The sequence below is a fragment of the Nonomuraea sp. NPDC059007 genome (assembly GCF_042740555.1).
Lineage (GTDB): Bacteria > Actinomycetota > Actinomycetes > Streptosporangiales > Streptosporangiaceae > Nonomuraea.
Genome location: NZ_JBHYJD010000020.1, coordinates 105,306 through 124,338 on the forward strand (window position 1 = coordinate 105,306; position 19,033 = coordinate 124,338).

Below are 19,033 nucleotides of genomic sequence, written 5' to 3' on the forward strand. Positions count from 1 at the left end.
GCGCACACGATGGAGACACGATGCCGCACGCTGCCGACACCCACGACCTGATCCGCGTGCACGGCGCGCGCGTCAACAACCTCAAGGACGTCAGTGTCGAGATCCCCAAGCGCCGCCTGACGGTGTTCACGGGTGTGTCGGGCTCGGGCAAGAGCTCGCTGGTGTTCAACACGATCGCCGCCGAGTCGCAGCGGATGATCAACGAGACCTACAGCGCGTTCGTGCAGGGGTTCATGCCGACGCTGGCGCGGCCGGAGGCCGACGTGCTCGACGGGCTGACCACGGCGATCATCGTCGACCAGCAGCGGATGGGCGCCGACCCGCGCTCGACGGTCGGCACCGCCACCGACGCCAGCGCGATGCTGCGCATCCTGTTCAGCCGGCTCGGGCAGCCGCACATCGGCTCGCCCCAGGCCTTCTCCTTCAACGTGGCCTCGATCAGCGGGGCGGGCGCGGTCACGCTGGAGCGCGGCGGGAACACGGTCAAGGAGCGGCGCGACTTCAGCATCACCGGCGGCATGTGCCTGCGCTGCGAGGGCCGGGGCAAGGTCTCCGACATCGACCTGACGCAGCTGTATGACGACTCCAAGTCGATCTCCGAGGGCGCGTTCACGATCCCCGGCTGGAAGTCCGACAGCTTCTGGACGGTGCGGATCTACGCCGAGTCGGGGTTCGTCGACCCGAACAAGCCGATCCGTGACTTCACCAAGCGGGAGATGCAGGCCTTCCTGTACAAGGAGGCGACCAAGGTCAAGGTCGACGGCGGCAACTACACCTACGAGGGGCTGATCCCGAAGATCCAGAAGTCGTTCCTGTCGAAGGACCGCGAGGCGATGCAGCCGCACATCCGGGCGTTCGTGGACCGGGCGGTCACCTTCGCCTCCTGCCCGGAGTGCGGGGGTTCGCGGCTGAGTGATCTGGCGCGGTCCTCGCGGATCAAGGGCATGAACATCGCCGAGGCGTGCGCGATGCAGATCAGCGACCTGGCCGAGTGGGTGCGTGGCCTGGACGAGCCGACGGTGGCGCCGCTGCTGGCCAAGCTGGTGCACACGCTGGAGTCGTTCGTGGAGATCGGGCTGGGCTACCTGTCGCTGGAACGGCCGGCGGGCACGCTGTCGGGCGGCGAGGCGCAGCGCGTGAAGATGATCCGCCACCTCGGCTCCTCCCTGACCGACGTCACCTACGTCTTCGACGAGCCGACCATCGGCCTGCACCCGCACGACATCCAGCGCATGAACGAACTGCTGCTGCGCCTGCGCGACAAGGGCAACACGGTGCTGGTCGTGGAGCACAAGCCGGAGGCGATCGCGATCGCCGACCACGTCGTCGACCTCGGCCCCGGCGCCGGTACGGCCGGCGGCACCATCTGCTACGAGGGCACCGTCGAGGGCATGCGCGCGGCCGGCACGATCACCGGCCGCCACCTGGACGACCGCGCCCGGCTGAAGGACTCCACCCGCACGCCCAAGGGCACGCTGGAGATCCGCGGCGCCACCCGCCACAACCTGCAGGACGTCGACGTCGACATCCCGCTCGGCGTCCTGTGCGTCGTGACGGGCGTGGCGGGCTCGGGCAAGAGTTCGCTGCTGCACGGCTCCATCCCGGCCTCGGCCGGCGTCGTCTCGGTCGACCAGGCCCCGGTACGCGGCTCGCGCCGCAGCAACCCGGCCACCTACACCGGGCTGCTGGAGCCGATCCGCAAGGCGTTCGCCAAGGCCAACGGCGTCAAGCCGGCCCTGTTCAGCGCCAACTCCGAGGGCGCCTGCCCCAACTGCAACGGCTCCGGCGTCATCTACGTCGACCTGGGCATGATGGCCGGCGTCGACACCCCGTGCGAGGAGTGCGAGGGCAAGCGCTTCCAGGCTTCGGTGCTGGAGTACCGCTTCGGTGGCCGCGACATCAGCCAGGTGCTGGCGATGCCGGTGACCGAGGCGCTGGAGTTCTTCGGCGCGGGCGAGGCGAGCACCCCGGCGGCGCACGCCATCCTCGGCCGCCTGGCCGACGTGGGGCTCGGCTACCTGAGCCTGGGCCAGCCGCTCAACACGCTGTCGGGCGGGGAGCGGCAGCGGCTGAAGCTGGCCACGCACATGGCCGACAAGGGCGGCGTCTACCTGCTCGACGAGCCGACCACGGGCCTGCACCTGGCCGACGTCGAGCAGATGCTCGCCCTGCTGGACCGGCTGGTCGACTCGGGCAAGTCGGTGATCGTCATCGAGCACCACCAGGCGGTCATGGCGCACGCCGACTGGATCATCGACCTCGGCCCCGGCGCCGGGCACGACGGCGGCCGGATCGTCTTCGAGGGCACCCCGGCAGGCCTGGTCGCCGCCCGCTCCACGCTGACCGGCGAGCACCTGGCCGCCTACGTCGGCGCCTGAGAGCTCCCGTAGCGGCGCAGGAACGTCTCCACGCCGTCGGTGATCAGCCGGTCGGCGAGGTCGGCGGGCAGGGCGGCGCCGATGGAGGCGGCGATCAGGTGGGGGTAGACGGTCAGGCTGAAGAACTGCAGCACGGCCAGCTCGGTGTCGTCGATCTCGAGCTGGCCGCGCGCGCACAGGTCGCCGAACAACGCGCCCAGCTCGTGGGCCGAGCGGGACGGGCCGTGCTCCCGGTAGGCGCGGGCGAGGTCGGGGAAGCGGCGCAGCTCGCCGGTGACGAGGTTGCGCAGGGCCAGCCTGGTCGGGTCGGTGGCGGCACTGACCAGGGCGCGGGCGGTGTGCAGCAGGGACGCGCGCACGTCCCCGGTGCCGGCCAGCTCGGTTCTGACCTGGGCCATCGTGGCGTGCGCCTCGCCCATCGCCAGGCCGATGACCTCGGTGAACAGCTCTTCCTTGCTGCCGAAGTGGTTGTAGACGGTCACCTTGGACACGCCGGCCCGCGCGGCGATCAGGTCCATGCCGGCCTCGAAGCCGTCGCGGGTGAACATCTCGCGCGCGGCGGCCACGATGGCCTGCCGGTTGCGTTCGGCGCGTTTGCCCGTCGGCGCGGCCGTCCTGGTGCTGTCTGTGCCCACGTCCCGCATCCTACCTCTAACTGAACCCTTGAGTACAGGAGTATCTGTCCTGTACAGTTCAGTTCAGTTACCGACGAGGGGGAGACGTGAACGAGATCTGGCCCGCGGTCCACGCCGAACGCCAGGCGCTGATCCGGGACCTGGAGGACGTCCCCGCCGAGCGGTGGGCCACGCCGTCCCTGTGTCCCGGCTGGGACGTCCACGACGTCCTGGCCCACCTCGTCGACGACGCGCGGACCACCCCGGCCTCCTTCCTGCTGCGCCTGGCCGCCGCCCGCTTCGACTTCGACCGCTACAACCAGGCGGGCGTGGCCCGCGAGCGCGCCGCCGACCCGCGCGACACGCTCGCCGCCTTCCGCGCGGTCAGCCACCGCACCACCGGCGCCCCGGCGCCGAAGGCCACCCGGCTGGTGGAGGCGTTCGTCCACGCGGAGGACATCCGCCGCCCGCTCGGCCTGACCCGGCCCTACCCGCCCGAGCCCGTCGCCGCCGCGCTGCGCTACCAGCTGCGCACCAGCGTCGGGCAGGGCGGCGGCCGCCAGCGGGCCGATGGGCTGCGCCTGGTCGCCACCGACACCGACCTCGACGCCGGCGACGGCCCGCAGGTGCGCGGCAGCGCCCTGGCGTTGCTGCTGGCCGTCTCCGGTCGCCCCACCCGGGCGGGGGAGCTGACCGGAGCCGGCGTCCCGGCCCTGACCCACGACGGAGGAACCCACCATGGCTGAGCCCATCGACACCACCTTCACCGCGCCGGTCGTCGCCGACTCCAACAGCGGCTGGCCCTGCGTGCGGATGCCCGGCTCGGCCGGCGTGTTCGGCACCGGGAAGGCCGTCAAGGTGGCCGGCACCGTGGACGGCCACGCCTACGAGGCGACCCTGCTGCCGATCGGCGGCGGCAGCCACATGATGCCGCTGCGCGCCCCCTTCCGGAAGATCATCGGCAAGGGGCTCGGCGACGAGGTGACCGTGCATCTGACCCGCCGCCTGTCCTGAGGGCGCGGATGCGCGGCGCGCGCACGTGATGCGTATCACCCGCGGGGGCGTCACGTCGCCGCGCCCTGTTTCGTCGTGTTGTTGAGACGAGACGAGGGGGCTCCCATGCGCCTGTTGCCGGCCAAAGGCCGTACCTTCCAGTTCTCCCACTGGACGTTCATGTTCGCCGAGATCGCCATCTGGTCGTTCGTCGTGCTGCTGGTCACGGGATTGTTCCTCATGGTGTTCTTCGACCCCAGCACCTCGCGCGTGCTGTACGACGGCGTCTACACCCCGCTCAGCGGCATCCCGGTCAGCAAGGCGTTCGACTCGACGATGCACCTGAGCCTGGAGGTGCGCGGCGGCCTGCTGGTGCGCCAGGTGCACCATTGGGCGGCGCTGGTGTTCGCCGCCGCCGTCGCGTTGCAGCTGCTGCGCATGTTCGTCACCGGCGCCTTCCGCCACCCGCGCACCGCGCAATGGCTGATCTGGGTGACGCTGCTGCCGCTGGCCATGGCGGCCGGCGAGACCGGGCACATCCTGCCCGACGACATGCTCTCGGGCGGCAGCCTGTGGCTGATCAAGTCGGTGCTGCAGTCGATCCCCGTCGTCGGCTCATACGGCATGTACCTGCTGTTCGGCGCCGAATTCCCCGGCGAGAACGTCATCACCGTCCTGTACTGGACGCACGTCCTGGTGATCCCCGCCGCCATGATCGCGCTGCTGGCCGTGCGCGCCCGGCTGCTGCGCCGTCACGGCCACACCCGCTTCGCCGACGCGGCCCCCGGCCGCCGCCGCGCCCGCCCGATCATGGCGCTGACGACCGTCGGCGTGCTGCTCGTGCTCGGGCTGGCCTTCCAGGTCGCCCCCATCTGGCTGTACGGCCCCGCCAACCCCACCCACGTCTCGGCCGGATCGGTGCCCGACTGGTACATGGGCTTCCTCGACGGCGCCCTGCGGCTCATGCCCGCCTGGGAGGCCACCGTCTTCGGCTACACCCTCAGCCTCGCGGTCCTGGTGCCCACCCTGGCCGTGCCCGGCGTCTTCTTCACCGTCCTGGCCGGCTACCCCCTGCTGGAGCGCCGCCTGGCCGAACGCCGTACCCGGCGTGACGCCGAAGGCCGCCCCAAGACCAGCGCCCGCATCAAGAAGGCCAGGGCCCGGCACGACATCCTGCAGCGCCCCCGCGAGGCCGCCGTGCGCACCGCGCTGGCCGCCGCCGGCGTCACCTTCTACGGCCTGCTGTGGGCGGCCGCGTCCAACGACCAGCTCGCCCACCGGTTCCACCTGTCGCTCGAAGCCGTGACGATCGCCTTCCAGGTCGCCGTCGTCGCCGGCCCGATCCTCGCCTTCGCCCTGACGCGCTGGATCTGCCTGGCCCTGCAGCAGGGCGATCGCCGCCTGGTCGCGCACGGCGTGGAAACCGGGATCATCACCCGTTCGGCCGACGGCGGCTTCCACGGCGCGACCACCCACGAGGAGCGCGTGCCGCTGGGCCGCTAGTCCTCCGGCAGGAGCGCGGCCAGCAGGTGCTCGCGAAACAGCCGGGCCGCGGCCGACAGATACGCCCGCTCCCGCCAGATGAGCCGCTGGACGCGCTCGCAGCCGGGCGCGTCCAGGCGGAGCAGGACGATCGGCGGGCCCGCCGGGTTGGCGGCCGACCAGGCCGGCACGAAGCCGATGGCCAGCCCGGCGCTGACCAGCTCGACGACGGCGTAGGCCTCGTTGGCCTCGCACGCGTACACCGGCTCCATGCCGGCCGCCGCGAACAGCCGCTCGATCATCGCGCGCTGCCAGTGGCCCGGGGGTGTGGTCGCGATCCGCTCACCGCGCAGGTCGGCCATCGTGGCGTGGCTACGCCCGGCCAGGCGGTGGGCCGGCGACACCGCGAGCATGACCTGCTCGGCGGGAAACACCCGCTCGCCGAACCCGGCGCCCTCCAGCGGCTGCGAGGTCAGGCAGAGGTCGACCTCGCCCTCGCGCAGCCGTAGCGCCATCGTGTCGGTGTCGGACTGAAGCAGCCGCACGCCGACACCGGGATGCGCGGCGATGAAGCTCTTGACCGGCTCGACGAGCATGATCAGCGTCTCCGAGGCCACCGTCACGCTGCCCCGGGTCAGGCCCGCGGCGTCGGCGAGCTCGCGCCGCCCGTCCTCCAGCTCGCCCAGCGCCCGGTCCACCCGCCGCAGGAACGCCGCGCCGAACCGGTTGAGCCGCACCCGGCGCCCCTGCCGGTCGAACAGCGGCACCCCGAGGTCGGCTTCGAGACGGGCGATGGTCCGGCTGAGCGACGGCTGGGCCACCCGCAGCTCCTCGGCGGCCCGGCTGATGTGCTCGTGCCGGGCCACGGCTTGGAAGTAACGCAGCGGCAGCAAATCCATTATGCCTCTAAAGCTATGAACTGATGGATATTTCGGTCTTGGACAGCATATGCCGAGGTTGCCTACGGTCGGCGGCGTGAACATCGTGGATCTGGCCCGTCTCCAGTTCGCCCTCACCACCGGCGTGCACTGGCTGTTCGTCATCCTCACGCTCGGCCTCGTCCCGCTGGTGGCGCTCATGCACACCTCGGCGGTACGCGCCCGCGACCCGGACACCAAAGCCGCCCGCGAGCGCATGACCCGGTTCTGGGGCGGGCTGTATGTGATCAACTACGCGCTGGGCATCGCGACCGGGCTGGTGATGGAGTTCCAGTTCGGCCTGAACTGGAGCGGGCTGAGCAAGTTCGCCGGCAACGTCTTCGGCGCCCCGCTGGCCCTGGAGACGCTCATCGCCTTCTTCGCCGAGTCCACCTTCCTCGGCATGTGGATCTTCGGGTGGGGGCGGCTGCGGCCCTGGCTGCACGCGGGCATGATCTGGCTGGTGACGCTGACCGCCTACGTCTCGGCGTACTGGGTGCTGGTCGCCAACGGCTTCATGCAGGCCCCCACCGGCTACCTCATCCGCGACGGCGTGGCCTACCTCACCGACTTCGGCGCCCTGCTGACCAACCCCAGCGCCCTGGTCGCGCTCGGCCACGTCGTGGCGGCGGCGCTGCTGACCGGCGGCGTCTTCGTCGCCGGGATCAGCGCCCACCACCTGCTGCGCGGCCGGCGGGAGTTTCGCCGCCCGCTGCGCTCGGGCGTCCTGGTCGCGGCCGTGGCGAGCCTGGCCGTCTACGTCGTGGGCGCCCTGCAGTACCCCCTGCTGGCCGCGACGCAGCCGATGAAGCTCGGCCTGCTGTCCGGCGGCGCGGAAGTGGAGCACCTGCAGAACGCCATGCGGGCCGTCCACGGCCCCGGCGACTACATCCCGCCGCACTGGGCCGTGTGGGGCCAGTACGCGATGCTCTGGCTCGGCTACGTCCTGGGCCTCGTCGCGCTGTTCGCCGTCATGATCGTCTTCCGGGAGCGCCTGACCCGGCGCAAAGCCGTCGCCGTCGTGGCCGTCCTGCTGACGGCGCTGCCGGCGGGGGAGTTCGCCGGCGGCGTCGCCTTCGGCGAGGCGGGCCCCTACCGGCTGCCCATCTACGCCGCCGTCGCCCTGCTCCTGGGCGCCGCCCTGCGCCACGGCGGACGCCTGACCCGCCCGCTGCACCGGGCGCTGATCCTCGCGATCCCGCTGCCGTTCCTGGCCTCGGTGGGCGGCTGGGTCCTGCGCGAGACCGGCCGCCAGCCGTGGGTCGTCTACGGCGAGCTCACCACCGCCCAGGCCCTGTCGCCGGGCGTGAGCCAGGGCGCGATGCTCACCTCGCTGCTCAGCTTCGCGCTCGTGCTCGGCGCGCTCGCCGTCGCCGACTGGACGCTGATCATCCGCTACGCCCGCCGCGGCCCCCACTCCGCCCACCTCGGGCAGCCGGCCCAGACGCCCCCCACCTTCTGAGAGGAACGGCTCCATGGACATTGTCTGGCTGGCGATCCTGGGCTTCCTGCTCACCGGATCCTTCATCCTCGGCGGCTACGACTACGGCGTACAGCTCGCACTGCCGTTCACCGGGCGGGACGAGAACGCCCGCCGTCAGACGCTCGCCGCCCTCGGCCCGTTCTTCTTCGGCAACGAGGTCTGGCTGATCGGCGCCGCGGGCGTACTGTTCGGCGCCTTCCCCTTTCTCGAAGGGACCCTCCTGTCGGGCGCCTACCCGCTGATCGTGGCGCTGCTGCTCGGCCTGGTCGCCGGCAAGAGCGCGGTCCAGCTGCGCGGCCGTGGCGTCAGCGCTGGGGGCAGGCGCGTCTGGGACGTGCTGCTCACCGCCGGCGGGCTCATCCCCGCGATGGCGCTCGGCATGCTGGTCGGGCTGCTGCTGACCGGCGTTCCGCTGCACGGCGGCCACAGCTTCACCCTGTCGGCGGGCGAGGTCCTGCACCCCTTCGTGCTGCTGTGCGGGCTGACCACCGTCCTGGTCTTCGCCGGGCACGGCGGCGCCTTCCTGGCCCTGCGCGCCGGCGGGCAGGTGGCCGCCCGCGGCGCCGCCTTCGCACGGCGGGCGGCGGGGTGGGCGATGATCGCGGCGGTGGCGACGGCCGTCGCCGGGACGGCGCTCGGTGTCCGGCCGGTCAACGCGGCGCCGGCCATCGTGGCGGCCCTCGCCCTTCCGGCGCTGCTGGCGGGCGCCCGCGCCGCCCTGGCCGCCTCCCGTCCCGGCCTCGCCTTCGCCGCCACCGCGGCCGCCGCCGGGCTCCCGGTCGTGGCCACGGGCCTGGCCAACTACCCGTACCTGCTGGTCTCCTCCGTCACGCCGGGCGCCGGGCTGACGCTGGCCGAGTCGGCGGCCGACGGCGCGACGCTGCAGGTCCTGACCGGCTTCGGCGTCGTGATCGTCCCGGTCATCCTCGGCTACCAGGCCTTCCTGTGGTGGGCCTTCCGCGGCCGCGTCGCCCGGCCCGACTACTTCTGACCGCACGCGCGGCGGGGACGGCCCGGCGCCGGCAAAGGCCCGAAGCCGTTGCCGGCGAGGGGAGAGCGCGTGCTGGCGCGGGTCGGCCGGGCGCCGACGGGTGCGAAGCCGCACGTGGCGAGGGGAGGAGACGCGCTGGGGCGGGTCAGCCGGGCGCCGAGGGGTCCGAAGGCGCAGGCGGCGAGGGGGAACGTGCTGGTGCCTGCCTGCCCGAGGGGAGGGGGCTCGCGCCTGCCGGGGGCCGGGTGGTATTCAGTGGGATCTGCACGAAGATCCCACTGTTGCGGAAAGGTCCCCATGACCGGCCCCTTCGCCGGCCGTACCATCGACGGCCTCGCCCAGGACCTGCGCCAGGCGCGCACCACGTCGGCCGAGCTCACCGAGCTGGCCCTGGACGCGATCGCCGGGCCCGGCGCCAAGCTCAACGCGTTCGTCACCGTCGACGCGGGCGGCGCCCGCGCGGCGGCGCGGCGGGCCGACGACGAACGGGCCGCCGGAACCGACCGCGGGCCGCTGCACGGCGTGCCCGTCGCGGTGAAGGACCTCATCGGCGTCGCCGGGCTGCCGCTCACCATGGGATCGCGGCACTTCGCCGCCAACCTCGCGCCCGCCGACGCCGCCTGCGTGCGGCGGCTGCGCGCGGCCGGGGCGGTCATCGTGGGCACGACCACGACCCACGAGTTCGCCTACGGTCCCACGGGCGACCTGTCGGCCACCGGCCCGGTGCGCAACCCCCGCGACCCGGCGCGGATGAGCGGCGGCTCCAGCGCCGGCAGCGCGGCCGCGGTGGCGGCGGGCCTGGTGCCGCTCGCGCTCGGCACCGACACGGGCGGATCGGTCCGCATCCCGGCCGCGTTGTGCGGGGTGGCGGGGTTCAAGCCCGCCTACGGCGCGATCCCGGCCGACGGCGTCTTCCCGCTGGCCCGCTCCTTCGACCACGTGGGCGTCCTGGCCGGCTCGGCGCGCGACTGCCTGCTCGCCTACCGCTGCCTGACCGGCGACGACGGCCGCCAGGCCGATGAGAGCGGACGAGCAGACGACGGCGGACGGGCCGATGAGAGCGCACGGGAGGATAAGGGCGGGCGGGCGGATGACGGCGGACGGGAGGATAAGGGCGGGCGGGCGGATGACGGCGGACGGGAGGATAAGGGCGGGCGGGCGGATGACGGCGGACGGGCCAGGGTGCCGCGCGTGGCCTGGCTCGACCCCGCCGAGCTGTCCGCGCTCGACCCCCAGGTGGTACGGCTCGCCCGCGCCGCGGCCGGCACTCCGCAGGAGATCGGCTGGCCAGAAGGCCTCGCCCCCGCCCTGCGCGAGACCTACGCCGCCATGCACAGCTGCGAGGCGGCCGCGGTGCACGCCGGCCGCCTGGCCGCCGCGCCCGAACTGTACGAACCGGAGACCCTCGAACGCCTGCACGCCGCCATGGAGATGCCCGGCTGGCGCTACGTCCAGGCGATGGACGCGCGCGCGGGCCTGGCCGCGGCCGCCGAGGCGCTGTTCGAGCAGCACGACGTGCTGGCCCTGCCAACGGTGCCCATCACCGCCCCGCTCATCGGACAGCGCGAGATCGCGATCGACGGCCGTCCCGCCGCCGTCCGCGCCACCCTGCTGGCACTCACCAGCCCCTGGAACGTGCTGGGCCTGCCCGCCCTGTCCCTCCCGGCGGGTACGGCGGCCGGCCTGCCCGTCGGCCTGCAGCTGATCTGCCGCCCGGGTGACGAGGCGCTGCTCTTCCACCCGCGCGGTTGAGGCGCCGGTTCAGCCGACGGCATACCCCCAGCGAGTCCGCAGCCGATCGTGCGCGGCGCCCAGAAGGATGACGGGTGTCGATCCACCAACGATGAGGAGCCGATGATGTCGACGCGCATGACGACGGACGAGCGGGAGAGCTTCCTGGCCGGTACGCACATCGGGGTGCTGAGCGTGGCCGACGACGGCGGCGCGGGCCCGATGGCGGTGCCCATCTGGTACGGCTACGAGCCCGGCGGCGAGCTCACCTTCGCCACCAGCCCGGACAGCCGCAAGATGGCCCAGATCCGGGCCGCGGGACGGGTGACGTTCACGGTGCAGCAGGAGGAGATGCCCTACAAGTACGTCACGATCGAGGGGCCGGTGCTCGGCTACGAGCCGGTCGACCTGCAGGAGTACCGCCGCTGGTCGATCCGGTATCTGGGGCCCGAGGTGGGGGAGCGGTTCTTCACCTCGGCCGAGGGATACATCCGCTCGATGCAGACCGTCCGGGTACGTCCCGAGCGCTGGCTCACCTACGACTGGGGCAAGGAGTTCACCGGCTGAATTGACGAAATATGTAGACCGGTCTAGTTTGTCCGGCATGGGACACAAGGGAGCCGAGACGCGCGAGCGCCTGCTGGACGCGACACAAGACCTGGTCGAGGCCGCCGGATACGCCGGCGCCGGGCTCAACCAGGTCATCGCGCTCAGCGGCGCCCCCCGCGGCTCGCTCTACTTCCACTTCCCCGGCGGCAAGGACCAGCTCGTCGCCGAGTCGGTACGGCGGGCCGGCCGGCGCATCGGCGAGGCCATGGACGCCCTGGCCGCCACCGCTCCCACGGTGGCCGCGTTCGCCGAGGGCATGCTGCGCCTCCTGGGCGATCGGCTGGAGGAGTCGGGCTGGAGCAAGGGCTGCCCGGTGGCCACCGTCGCGCTGGAGACGGCCGCCGGCAGCGACCCGCTGCAGCAGGTGTGCTCGCAGGTCTACCGCTCGTGGGAGGACGCCCTGCGCGCCCGGCTGCGGGGCCGCCCGGACGCCGACGACCTGGCGCTCACCATCCTCGCGCTCGTCGAGGGCGCGCTCCTGCTGGCCAGGACGCATCGCGACAGGGAGCCGCTGAACCGCGTCTCCCGCCAGATCGCCGCCCTGCTGCGCTGATCCCCGCCCGCCGCGCAACCGGCGGGCTCTTTTTCCGGCCAGAAAATATGTAGATCGATCTATTTAAGGAGTTCTGTGGACGCGATCGTCTTCGGCGCGAGCGGCTTCATCGGCCGCCACCTGGTCGCCGAACTGCTGGCACGGGGGCAGCGGGTGGCGGCGGCCGTACGCGAGGACACCCTCACCGCGTGGCTGGACGCCCGGGGCGTCGGCACGGGCGGGCTGAGCGTCGTCACCGCCGATATCACGCGGCCCCTGGCCGGGCTGCCCGGCGCGCGCGACGTCTACAACACCGCCGGGCGCTACGCCTTCGGCCTCACCAGGCAGGCGGCCAGAGCGGCCAACGTGGCCGGGGCGCTCCACGTGCTCGAATGGGCCGCCACGCTGCCGGACCTGCGCCGCCTCGTGCACGTCAGCGGGTACCGGGTGAGCGCGGCGAGCGGGCCGCCGGACTACGCGGCGCTCGGCGCGTACGAGGCCTCGAAGATCGAGGGCGACCTCGCGGTGCGCGCCAGGGCCGCGGGGCGCGGGGTGCCGCTGACCATCGCCAACCCCAGCGCCGTGATCGGGCCAGGCCAGTACATCGGCCCGGCCACCCTCGTACGGGACCTGTGGAACGGCAGGCTGCCCGCGCTGCCCGGCGGCCCCGCCACCTTCGTCCCGGTCGTCGCGGCCGGCTACTTCGCCCGGTTCCTGGCGGAGATCCCGGGCGGTCCGGCGGGCGAGCACTACTGGGTGCTCGACGACGACACCCCGCCGCTGCCCGAGCTGATCGGCCTGATCGCCGCCCACCTCGGGGTGCGGGCGCCCCGTCGCTCCATCCCGGCCGGGCTGCTGCGGCGCCTGCCGCGCGCGCTGACCGGGGCCGACCCCGAGACGCTGTCGTTCCTGTCGGCCGAGCGCTATCCGACGGCCTCGGCCCGCGCGTTCGCCGCGCGTGCGGGCCTGGAGACGCCGCCGGTCGGCGACGTGCTGCGGGCGTGGGCCGACGACCTGGTGGGCACCCGCTTCGGCGCCGCGACGCCCGCGCTGCGCCCGTACGGGTTCCACGACGTCGCGGGCAGCCGCACGTGGATCGCCGGGGAACGGCACCGGCCCGCGTACGTCCTGCTGCACGGGCTGCCGATGAACGCCGACCTGTGGGCGCCGCTCGCCGCGCACCTCGACGGCCCGGTCCTGGCGCCCGACCTGCCCGGCCTGGGCCGTTCGGCGCCCGCCGCGTCGACGGGCGCCTGGATGGAGGGGCTGATGGGCCCGGTGGGCACCCGTCCCGTGCTGGTCGCGCACTCGCTGGCCTGCGGTCCCGCCCTGCGCTACGCCGCCGGGCATCCGGAGCGCGTCGGCGCTCTCGTCCTCCTCGCCCCGGCCTTCCTGCAGGCTCCCGGCGCCCGGATCACCCGGTCGCGGCTGGCCGTACCGAAGCTGCGTCGTATGTCGCCCGCCGAGCTGGCCGGGACGCTCGGGGTTGCGGAGGGGCCGGAGGTGGCGAGCGCCGCGGCGGATCTGCACCGGCCCGGAGTGGCCCGCCGGGTGGTCGCGGCCCTGCGCACCGCCTTCGCCGAGCGCGAGAGCTCCCGGGCCCTGCTGGAACGGGCGGGCGTCCCGGTCCGGATTGTGACGGGCGCGGCCGACCCGCTCACCGTGACGGCCGGGCATCCGGTGACCGAGATCCCCGGCGCCGGTCACTATCCGCAGCTCACCCATCCGATCGAGGTGGCGCGGGCCGTGCACTGAAGCGTCAGCGTCGCAGGTCGCGCCCGGCGAGGATCAGCCACAGGTACGGCAGCGGCAGCATCGCCAGCCAGAACAGGTGCGCCTGGTCCCAGTATCCGAACCCGCACGTCGGCGGCCAGAGCCGGACCTGCTCGGGCAGCAGGACGGTCCCCAGCACCAGCGCCATCTGCACCACCACCGCCGCCATGGCCGCCTGCCGCCCCGGCGCGAACCGCACCGCGCTCGCCGCCGCCGCCAGCGCGATGCCGAGACAGACGCCCACCTCGATGAGCAGGTCGCCGACCGGGAACAACGCGCCGTCCGGCAGGCGGGTCAGGACATAGGCGAAGGCGACCAGCCAGATCGCGATCGCCACGCCGCCCGGCAGCAGGCAGCGCAACGCCTGAGTCACCCACCGGGGGACCGCGGCCGCCCCGAGATCGGCGGACATGGCGTCGACCAGCCCGAACGCCGCCGCCGCGCCCAGCAGTGTGCCGCAGACGCGCATGAGCACGAGCGCGTCCCCGCCGGGCAGCACCTGACCGAAGCCCACCAGGCTCACCAGCGCCGCGGTGAAGACGGCGACCACGGCCAGCGGCGCCCAGTCGATCGCACGGGCGAGGGGACGCACCAGCAGCAGCGCCACCCGGAAGCGAGACGGTAGGGAGGCCTTGAACGTGGCGGCCTCGGGGCGGGCGGTCACAAGCACGGTGTTGCTCCCATCGGCGCGGTGAACCGGCGTTCCAGCCCGAGCAGCGGCAAGGCCTGGTCGATCGTGGTGGCTGGCTTCATCAGCGTGTCCCAATGGGCCGCGACCTTCTCGCGGGCGCCCGGGACGGCGAGCAGGAGCGTGGCGTAGCCGGTCTCGGCCGGACCCCAGTCCAGGCCCGACCGCCGCCCCAGATCGCGCTCGACGTACAGCTCCCTGCGGGCCTCGGGCGGGGCTGCCTGGCCGATGAGCCAGTGCGCCACCACCGTGCGCGCCTGGCCCCGCACGTCGCACAGCCTGCGCAGGCGGGGGTCGTGGTGGGCGGCGGCCGAGTCGTTCAGCCCGGTGGCCCAGAACGCGGCATCCTCGGCCAGCAACCTGCGCTGGTCGGGGTGGCCCCAGCTCATCGGCGCCCCGATCGCGGCCGGCCGCGTGACGAAGTTCCAGGTGGGGCTCACCTGCCGGACCGCGGGCGCCTGGGCGCGGCGCGCGGCGGGCAGAGCCGCCATCACCGGGCCGACCACCCGCTCCCACAGCGGGATCCAGGGCTCGTAGCCGGGGAAGGCGCAGTAGGTCAGCCCCCGGCGCACGTCGCATCGGTGGGCGGCGGGGCCGAAGTAACGCTCACGGACGCGGGAATCGACATGGTCCACGGTCGTGGGAAACGGGGCCGGTGCCGGGGTGGACGCCGCGGTGGCCCCCGCGGGCACCGCGACGGCCAGGGCCAGCACCGCGGCCACGGCGGGCGCCGGCCGTACCCGATGCTTGAGCAGTGCGATCGCCGCGAACAGGGCCGCGGCGGCGAGCACGTACACCAGGTGGACCAGCGACGGGCGGTCGGGCCAGTCCGGGCGGTGGACCTGCATCACCGGCAGCAGCCAGCCCGCCTGGCCGTTGGAGGGGTTGGTGAAGATGAGGAAGCCGAGCACGGCCACCACGATCGGCCCGGCGATCAGCCACCGCGCCCAGCGGCCGACCGCCACCCCCGCGGTGGCGGCCAGGACCGCGGCGGCCACCGCCGTCAGCGGCTCGGCCACGTCCAGCCGGCCCCCGGCCGGGCCGCTCAGCAGCCGGATCGCCAGGTAGCCGCCCATCGCCAGCGTCGCCGCGAGCCCCGCGACCAGCGGGACGGCCAGCAGCAGGGCGCGCGTGCGGTGCTCGGCCCGGCCGGGCAGCCCGGCCAGGCTCTCGGGCATGCCGTGCCGGCCCTCGCGCGAGGCGGCCAGGCTCGCCACGACCAGCACCGCCGCGCCCAGGCAGGTGAACAGCCCCGTGGCGTTGACCGGATCCATCGTGAGGTCGGGCTGGCCGTCGCGGCTCAGGTACGTCTGCAGCGCCACCACCAGCACGCTCGCCCCCCACACCAGCGGATGCCTGATCAGCCTGCGCGCCTCGAACCACAGCAGCCGCCGCGTCACGCCGCCTCCCCGAGCAGCATGAGGTAGCCGTCCTCGACGCCGGGCGGCGCCGCGTCCGCGGCCGGCGGGGGCGCGCCGAGTGTGCGGTAGCGGCCGTCGGCCGTCTTCCAGAACAGCCGCGCCCCGTCGGGCGGCGCCGGCGACAGCCACACCCGGCCCTCGGCGACCGCGGCGAGCTTGCCGGGCGTGCCGTCGAAGACCGCCCGGCCCTCGCGCATGACCACCACCCGCTCGCACAACGCGGCGACGTCCTCGGTCTGGTGCGTGGACAGCACCACGGTACGGCTCTCGCCCAGCCGCGAGACCAGCGCGCGGAACGTCATCCGCTGCTCCGGGTCCAGGCCCACGGTCGGTTCGTCCAGGATGAGCAGGTCCGGCTCGCCCAGCAGCGCCTGGGCCAGCGCGAGCCGCTGGCGCATGCCGCCCGACAGCTTGCGGACCTTCGTTCCGGCCTGATCGGTGAGGTTCACCTCGGCCAGCACCCGGCGTACCTCGGCGTGGCGGTGCGCGCGGTCGGTCAGTTCCTTGAGGATCGCCACGTAGTCGACGAGGTCGAAGGCGGTGAAGTGCGGGTAGGCGCCGGGGTTCTGCGGCAGGTAGCCGAGCCTGCGGCGAAGGGCGGTGCGCTGGGCGCGCTCGGCGGGGTCCAGGCCGAACGCCTCGACCGTGCCGGCGTCGGGGGCCAGCGTGGTGGCCAGGCAGCGCAGCAGGGTGGTCTTGCCGGCGCCGTTGGGACCGAGCAGGCCGGTCACGCCGGTGCCGAGCGTCAGGTGCAGGTCGTCCAGCGCCCGTCTGGCGCCGTAGGTCTTGGTCAGGCCGTTGATCTGGATCATCGGGTGCTCACTCGGTAGAAGCGGTAGGTCAGCAGGAGGACGGCGGCGCCGTACCCGATCTGCGGGGCCGGGCCGAAGACGGCGATCCAGCCGCCGAGCAGGCCGCCCGCGCCGACGATGGCCAGCCACGCCCCGCCGACGGCGAGGGCGGCGATCGGCACGGGCAGCCGGTTGGACAGGGCCAGGCAGCCCGCGGCGGCGGCCAGCGCGGGCAGCAGCCACGCGGCGCTCAGCCCGGGCGGCGCCGGCAGCAGCGGCGAGGCCAGCCCGGCCAGCACCACCGACACCGCCAGCACCGCCGTGGCCCGGGCCAGCAGCAACCGCGGCCCCCACATCGGCGTCGCCGCCACCAGTTCGTGGGCGGGATCGACGCGCGGCCCGTAGGCGAGCGCGATGCCCGCCAGCGGCAGCACCGGCGCGACGATCAGGAACGCCGGCAGCAGCTCGGCCTGCTCGCGCGCCGCCAGCACCGCGAACCCCAGCACCGCCACCACCGCGACCAGCCACGCCCGGCTCAGCGTCGGCGTCGCCGACAGCAGCCTGGCCAGATGGTCCGGCACCCCGCCGTGCCGCAGCACTCTCTCCGTCAGCCGCGGGCGCGCCGTGACCAGCTCGGCTTCCAGCCGGGCCCAGGACCCTTCGAGCCAGTCCCGCTCGTACGGCACCGCCGCCCGGCAGGCCGCGCACCGCCCCAGATGCGCGTCCACGGACATGGCCAGGGCCGGTTCCAGCGCCCCGTCGAGATAGCGCGCGCGCAGGTCATCGGGGATGTGCCAGCTCATGACAGCTCCTCGCGCAACCGGGCCCTGGCCCGCATCGCGCGGGTCTTGACCGTGCCTTCCGCAATGCCCAGGAGACCGGCGGCCTCCTTGGTGGTCAGACCGTCCAGGACGGTGGCCTCGATGACGGCCCGCAGCTCGGGCGAGAGCCTGGTCAGGGCGCTGCCGAGGTCGCCGTGCTCCACGTTGAGCAGCACCACGTCCTCGGCCGAGGCGACCGGCGAGGCGTCGTCCGGCTCGACGCCCGAGCCGATCCAGCGCCCGCCGCTGCCGCGCAGCGCCGAGATGAGCCGCCGGATCGCGATCGTCCACAGCCAGCCGGCCGCGTTGTCGCCGCGGAAGCGGGCCGCCGAGCGCCACACCGCCAGGAACGTCTCCTGCAGCGCGTCGTCCACGGCGTCCGGGTCGGCGCAGCGGCGGGCCAGCCGGGCGCGCAGCCAGGGGGCGTGCCGCTGGTGCAGCAGGCGCAGGGCGGCGGTGGCGCCCGCGGCGACGGCGGCGACGAGCTCGGCGTCGGTGCTGTCGGCGCCGACGTCGGGCGCCGTGCGCCGGCGGAAGGGGAACGGTCTCACGCTGGGTCTATCGCACCGTCCATGCCCGGCGGTTCTGACAGGTGCGCGCGCGTGGCTCGTTCGATGGTCAGCGGGCTGGTCAGGGCGCGGTGCACCGGGCATTTGTCGGCGATCTCGTACAGCTTGTCCCGCTGCTTCGCGCTCAGGTCGCCGGTGAGGGCGAGGTCCTTGACGATGATGTCCTTGCCCTTCCTGCGCAGCGACACCGCGACGTGGTCGAGCGGGATCTGCTTGGCGTCGGCGTACATGCGGACGGTGATCGACGTGCAGGCGCCGAGCGCGGCCAGGAGCAGGTCGAAGGGGCCCGGCCCGGAGTCGTCGCCACCGAAGGAGCGGGGCTCGCCGGCGATGAGGCGGTGGCGGCCCAGCGTGACCGACTGCCGGTACCTGCCCGTGCGGGTCTCGGCCACCGTGACCACCCCCGGCTCGCCGTCCACCCCCGGCTCGCCGTCGGCGTCCGCCGTGGCGTCGGCGTCCCGTGCGGCGTCGATGTAGCGGCCGGCCCACGCGGCCAGGACGTCGGCCACGTAGGCGGCGTCCCGGCGGTCGGTGAGCAGGTGGTCGGCGCCGTCGAGGGAGACGAAGGACTTGGGGTGGCGGGCCGCGTCGTAGATGAGCCGGGCGTTCTCCACACCCACCAGCTCGTCCTGCGGCGCGTGCATGACCAGCAGCGCGCGGCGCAGCCCGGCGATGCGCTCGTGCTGGTCCTGCTGCCTGATGTCGGTCAGGAACTCCTTGCTGATCCGGAACGGCCGGCCCGCCAGCACCACCTCCGCCGCCCCGCTCGCCTCGATCTCGGCCTTCGAGGAGCCGAGCAGGTGCTCCACGTGCGTGGTGTCGGCCGGCGCGCCGATGGTGACGATCGCCCTGGCCTCGGGGATCAGGTCCGCCGCCGCCAGGACGGCGGCGCCGCCCAGGGAATGGCCGATGAGGATGCCCGGCGCCCCGATCGTCTCGCGCAGATGGCCGGCCGCGCACACCAGGTCACCGACGTTGGAGGTGAACGTGGTGTTGGCGAAGTCGCCGCCCGACTGGCCCAGACCGGTGAAGTCGAAACGCAGCACGGCCACGCCGCGCGCCGCCAGCTCACGGGAGATCCGTGAGGCGGCGACGGAGTCCTTGCCGCAGGTGAAGCAGTGGGCGAACAGAGCCGTCGCCGCCACCGGCCCGGCGGGCAGCTCCAGGCGGCCGGCCAGCGGTTCCCCACCGGAGCCGGGGAAGAGCACCTTGGTGTGGTTCATGCGCTCCAGTGTGCTGG

General features: G+C 73.8%; 18 protein-coding genes. 10 read left to right on the forward strand and 8 right to left on the reverse strand.

What is annotated here, in order from left to right; all coding sequences use genetic code 11:
• Positions 1–20 precede the first annotated feature (20 nt).
• On the forward strand, positions 21–2,378 hold the full coding sequence (locus ACFWY5_RS30415) for an ATP-binding cassette domain-containing protein (protein ID WP_379621026.1): 2,358 nt from the start codon (positions 21–23) through the stop codon (positions 2,376–2,378).
• Here the strand turns inward: ACFWY5_RS30415 and ACFWY5_RS30420 are convergent.
• The gene (locus ACFWY5_RS30420; protein WP_379621024.1) at positions 2,363–3,013 is read right to left on the reverse strand and encodes a TetR/AcrR family transcriptional regulator; all 651 of its coding nucleotides are present in this window, start codon (positions 3,011–3,013) and stop codon (positions 2,363–2,365) included. The two genes, ACFWY5_RS30415 and ACFWY5_RS30420, sit on opposite strands and share 16 nt — an antisense overlap.
• A gap of 86 nt (positions 3,014–3,099) precedes the next feature.
• On the opposite strand from ACFWY5_RS30420, the gene ACFWY5_RS30425 reads away from it, so the two are divergent.
• From ACFWY5_RS30425 to ACFWY5_RS30435, 3 genes are all read left to right on the forward strand, one after another.
• Positions 3,100–3,738 carry a maleylpyruvate isomerase family mycothiol-dependent enzyme gene (locus ACFWY5_RS30425; RefSeq protein ID WP_379621022.1) on the forward strand — a complete coding sequence of 213 codons (639 nt, stop codon included), beginning with the start codon at positions 3,100–3,102 and terminating at the stop codon, positions 3,736–3,738.
• A complete protein-coding gene (locus tag ACFWY5_RS30430) occupies positions 3,731–4,006 on the forward strand; it encodes a DUF1905 domain-containing protein (protein ID WP_379621020.1) in 276 nt (91 codons plus the stop codon). The genes ACFWY5_RS30425 and ACFWY5_RS30430 overlap by 8 nt, the downstream gene beginning before the upstream one ends.
• Before the next feature lie 105 nt (positions 4,007–4,111).
• Entirely contained in the window at positions 4,112–5,488 is a 1,377-nt protein-coding gene (locus ACFWY5_RS30435; RefSeq protein WP_379635992.1) for a cytochrome bc complex cytochrome b subunit, read from the forward strand.
• Here the strand turns inward: ACFWY5_RS30435 and ACFWY5_RS30440 are convergent.
• Positions 5,485–6,366: a LysR family transcriptional regulator gene (locus ACFWY5_RS30440; protein WP_379635994.1), complete on the reverse strand. Its 882-nt coding sequence runs from the start codon at positions 6,364–6,366 to the stop codon at positions 5,485–5,487. The two genes, ACFWY5_RS30435 and ACFWY5_RS30440, sit on opposite strands and share 4 nt — an antisense overlap.
• Positions 6,367–6,442: 76 nt before the next feature.
• On the opposite strand from ACFWY5_RS30440, the gene ACFWY5_RS30445 reads away from it, so the two are divergent.
• From ACFWY5_RS30445 to ACFWY5_RS30470, 6 genes are all read left to right on the forward strand, one after another.
• A complete protein-coding gene (locus ACFWY5_RS30445) occupies positions 6,443–7,846 on the forward strand; it encodes a cytochrome ubiquinol oxidase subunit I (RefSeq protein ID WP_379621014.1) in 1,404 nt (467 codons plus the stop codon).
• Positions 7,847–7,859: 13 nt separating this feature from the next.
• Complete coding sequence (gene cydB / locus ACFWY5_RS30450; RefSeq protein WP_379635996.1) at positions 7,860–8,858, forward strand: cytochrome d ubiquinol oxidase subunit II; 999 nt, start codon at positions 7,860–7,862, stop codon at positions 8,856–8,858.
• 297 nt (positions 8,859–9,155) lie between these two features.
• Positions 9,156–10,610, forward strand: coding sequence for an amidase (locus ACFWY5_RS30455; RefSeq protein ID WP_379635998.1), 1,455 nt, complete (start codon positions 9,156–9,158; stop codon positions 10,608–10,610).
• A gap of 117 nt (positions 10,611–10,727) precedes the next feature.
• On the forward strand, positions 10,728–11,156 hold the full coding sequence (locus tag ACFWY5_RS30460; RefSeq protein ID WP_379636000.1) for a pyridoxamine 5'-phosphate oxidase family protein: 429 nt from the start codon (positions 10,728–10,730) through the stop codon (positions 11,154–11,156).
• A gap of 37 nt (positions 11,157–11,193) precedes the next feature.
• Positions 11,194–11,751: a TetR/AcrR family transcriptional regulator gene (locus ACFWY5_RS30465; RefSeq protein WP_379636002.1), complete on the forward strand. Its 558-nt coding sequence runs from the start codon at positions 11,194–11,196 to the stop codon at positions 11,749–11,751.
• Positions 11,752–11,826: 75 nt separating this feature from the next.
• Positions 11,827–13,485, forward strand: a complete 1,659-nt coding sequence (locus ACFWY5_RS30470) for an alpha/beta fold hydrolase (RefSeq protein ID WP_379636004.1) — start codon at positions 11,827–11,829, stop codon at positions 13,483–13,485.
• Between the two features lie 4 nt (positions 13,486–13,489).
• On the opposite strand, the gene ACFWY5_RS30475 is transcribed toward ACFWY5_RS30470, so the two are convergent.
• Genes ACFWY5_RS30475 through ACFWY5_RS30500 form a run of 6 tightly spaced genes read right to left on the reverse strand, consistent with a single transcriptional unit; the run spans position 13,490 to position 19,016 of the window.
• Positions 13,490–14,173: a hypothetical protein gene (locus tag ACFWY5_RS30475; protein WP_379636006.1), complete on the reverse strand. Its 684-nt coding sequence runs from the start codon at positions 14,171–14,173 to the stop codon at positions 13,490–13,492.
• On the reverse strand, positions 14,164–15,591 hold the full coding sequence (locus ACFWY5_RS30480) for a hypothetical protein (protein WP_379636008.1): 1,428 nt from the start codon (positions 15,589–15,591) through the stop codon (positions 14,164–14,166). The genes ACFWY5_RS30475 and ACFWY5_RS30480 overlap by 10 nt, the downstream gene beginning before the upstream one ends.
• On the reverse strand, positions 15,588–16,424 hold the full coding sequence (locus ACFWY5_RS30485; RefSeq protein WP_379636010.1) for an ABC transporter ATP-binding protein: 837 nt from the start codon (positions 16,422–16,424) through the stop codon (positions 15,588–15,590). Before ACFWY5_RS30485 ends, ACFWY5_RS30480 begins: the two co-directional genes overlap by 4 nt.
• Positions 16,421–17,206 (reverse strand): zf-HC2 domain-containing protein, encoded by a 786-nt coding sequence (locus tag ACFWY5_RS30490; RefSeq protein WP_379620997.1) that lies wholly within the window; start codon positions 17,204–17,206, stop codon positions 16,421–16,423. The genes ACFWY5_RS30485 and ACFWY5_RS30490 overlap by 4 nt, the downstream gene beginning before the upstream one ends.
• Positions 17,203–17,775 carry an RNA polymerase sigma factor gene (locus ACFWY5_RS30495; RefSeq protein WP_379620995.1) on the reverse strand — a complete coding sequence of 191 codons (573 nt, stop codon included), beginning with the start codon at positions 17,773–17,775 and terminating at the stop codon, positions 17,203–17,205. The genes ACFWY5_RS30490 and ACFWY5_RS30495 overlap by 4 nt, the downstream gene beginning before the upstream one ends.
• Positions 17,772–19,016 (reverse strand): alpha/beta fold hydrolase, encoded by a 1,245-nt coding sequence (locus ACFWY5_RS30500; protein WP_379636012.1) that lies wholly within the window; start codon positions 19,014–19,016, stop codon positions 17,772–17,774. Before ACFWY5_RS30500 ends, ACFWY5_RS30495 begins: the two co-directional genes overlap by 4 nt.
• Between the last annotated feature and the right edge of the window lie 17 nt (positions 19,017–19,033).

Coding starts and splice junctions, on each gene's coding strand:
- ACFWY5_RS30415 (WP_379621026.1), top strand. CDS start 21: ATGCCGCACGCTGCCGACACCCACGACCTGATCCGCGTGCACGGCGCG.
- ACFWY5_RS30430 (WP_379621020.1), top strand. CDS start 3,731: ATGGCTGAGCCCATCGACACCACCTTCACCGCGCCGGTCGTCGCCGAC.
- ACFWY5_RS30435 (WP_379635992.1), top strand. CDS start 4,112: ATGCGCCTGTTGCCGGCCAAAGGCCGTACCTTCCAGTTCTCCCACTGG.
- ACFWY5_RS30440 (WP_379635994.1), bottom strand. CDS start 6,366: ATGGATTTGCTGCCGCTGCGTTACTTCCAAGCCGTGGCCCGGCACGAG.
- cydB (WP_379635996.1), top strand. CDS start 7,860: ATGGACATTGTCTGGCTGGCGATCCTGGGCTTCCTGCTCACCGGATCC.
- ACFWY5_RS30455 (WP_379635998.1), top strand. CDS start 9,156: ATGACCGGCCCCTTCGCCGGCCGTACCATCGACGGCCTCGCCCAGGAC.
- ACFWY5_RS30460 (WP_379636000.1), top strand. CDS start 10,728: ATGACGACGGACGAGCGGGAGAGCTTCCTGGCCGGTACGCACATCGGG.
- ACFWY5_RS30465 (WP_379636002.1), top strand. CDS start 11,194: ATGGGACACAAGGGAGCCGAGACGCGCGAGCGCCTGCTGGACGCGACA.
- ACFWY5_RS30485 (WP_379636010.1), bottom strand. CDS start 16,424: ATGATCCAGATCAACGGCCTGACCAAGACCTACGGCGCCAGACGGGCG.
- ACFWY5_RS30490 (WP_379620997.1), bottom strand. CDS start 17,206: ATGAGCTGGCACATCCCCGATGACCTGCGCGCGCGCTATCTCGACGGG.
- ACFWY5_RS30500 (WP_379636012.1), bottom strand. CDS start 19,016: ATGAACCACACCAAGGTGCTCTTCCCCGGCTCCGGTGGGGAACCGCTG.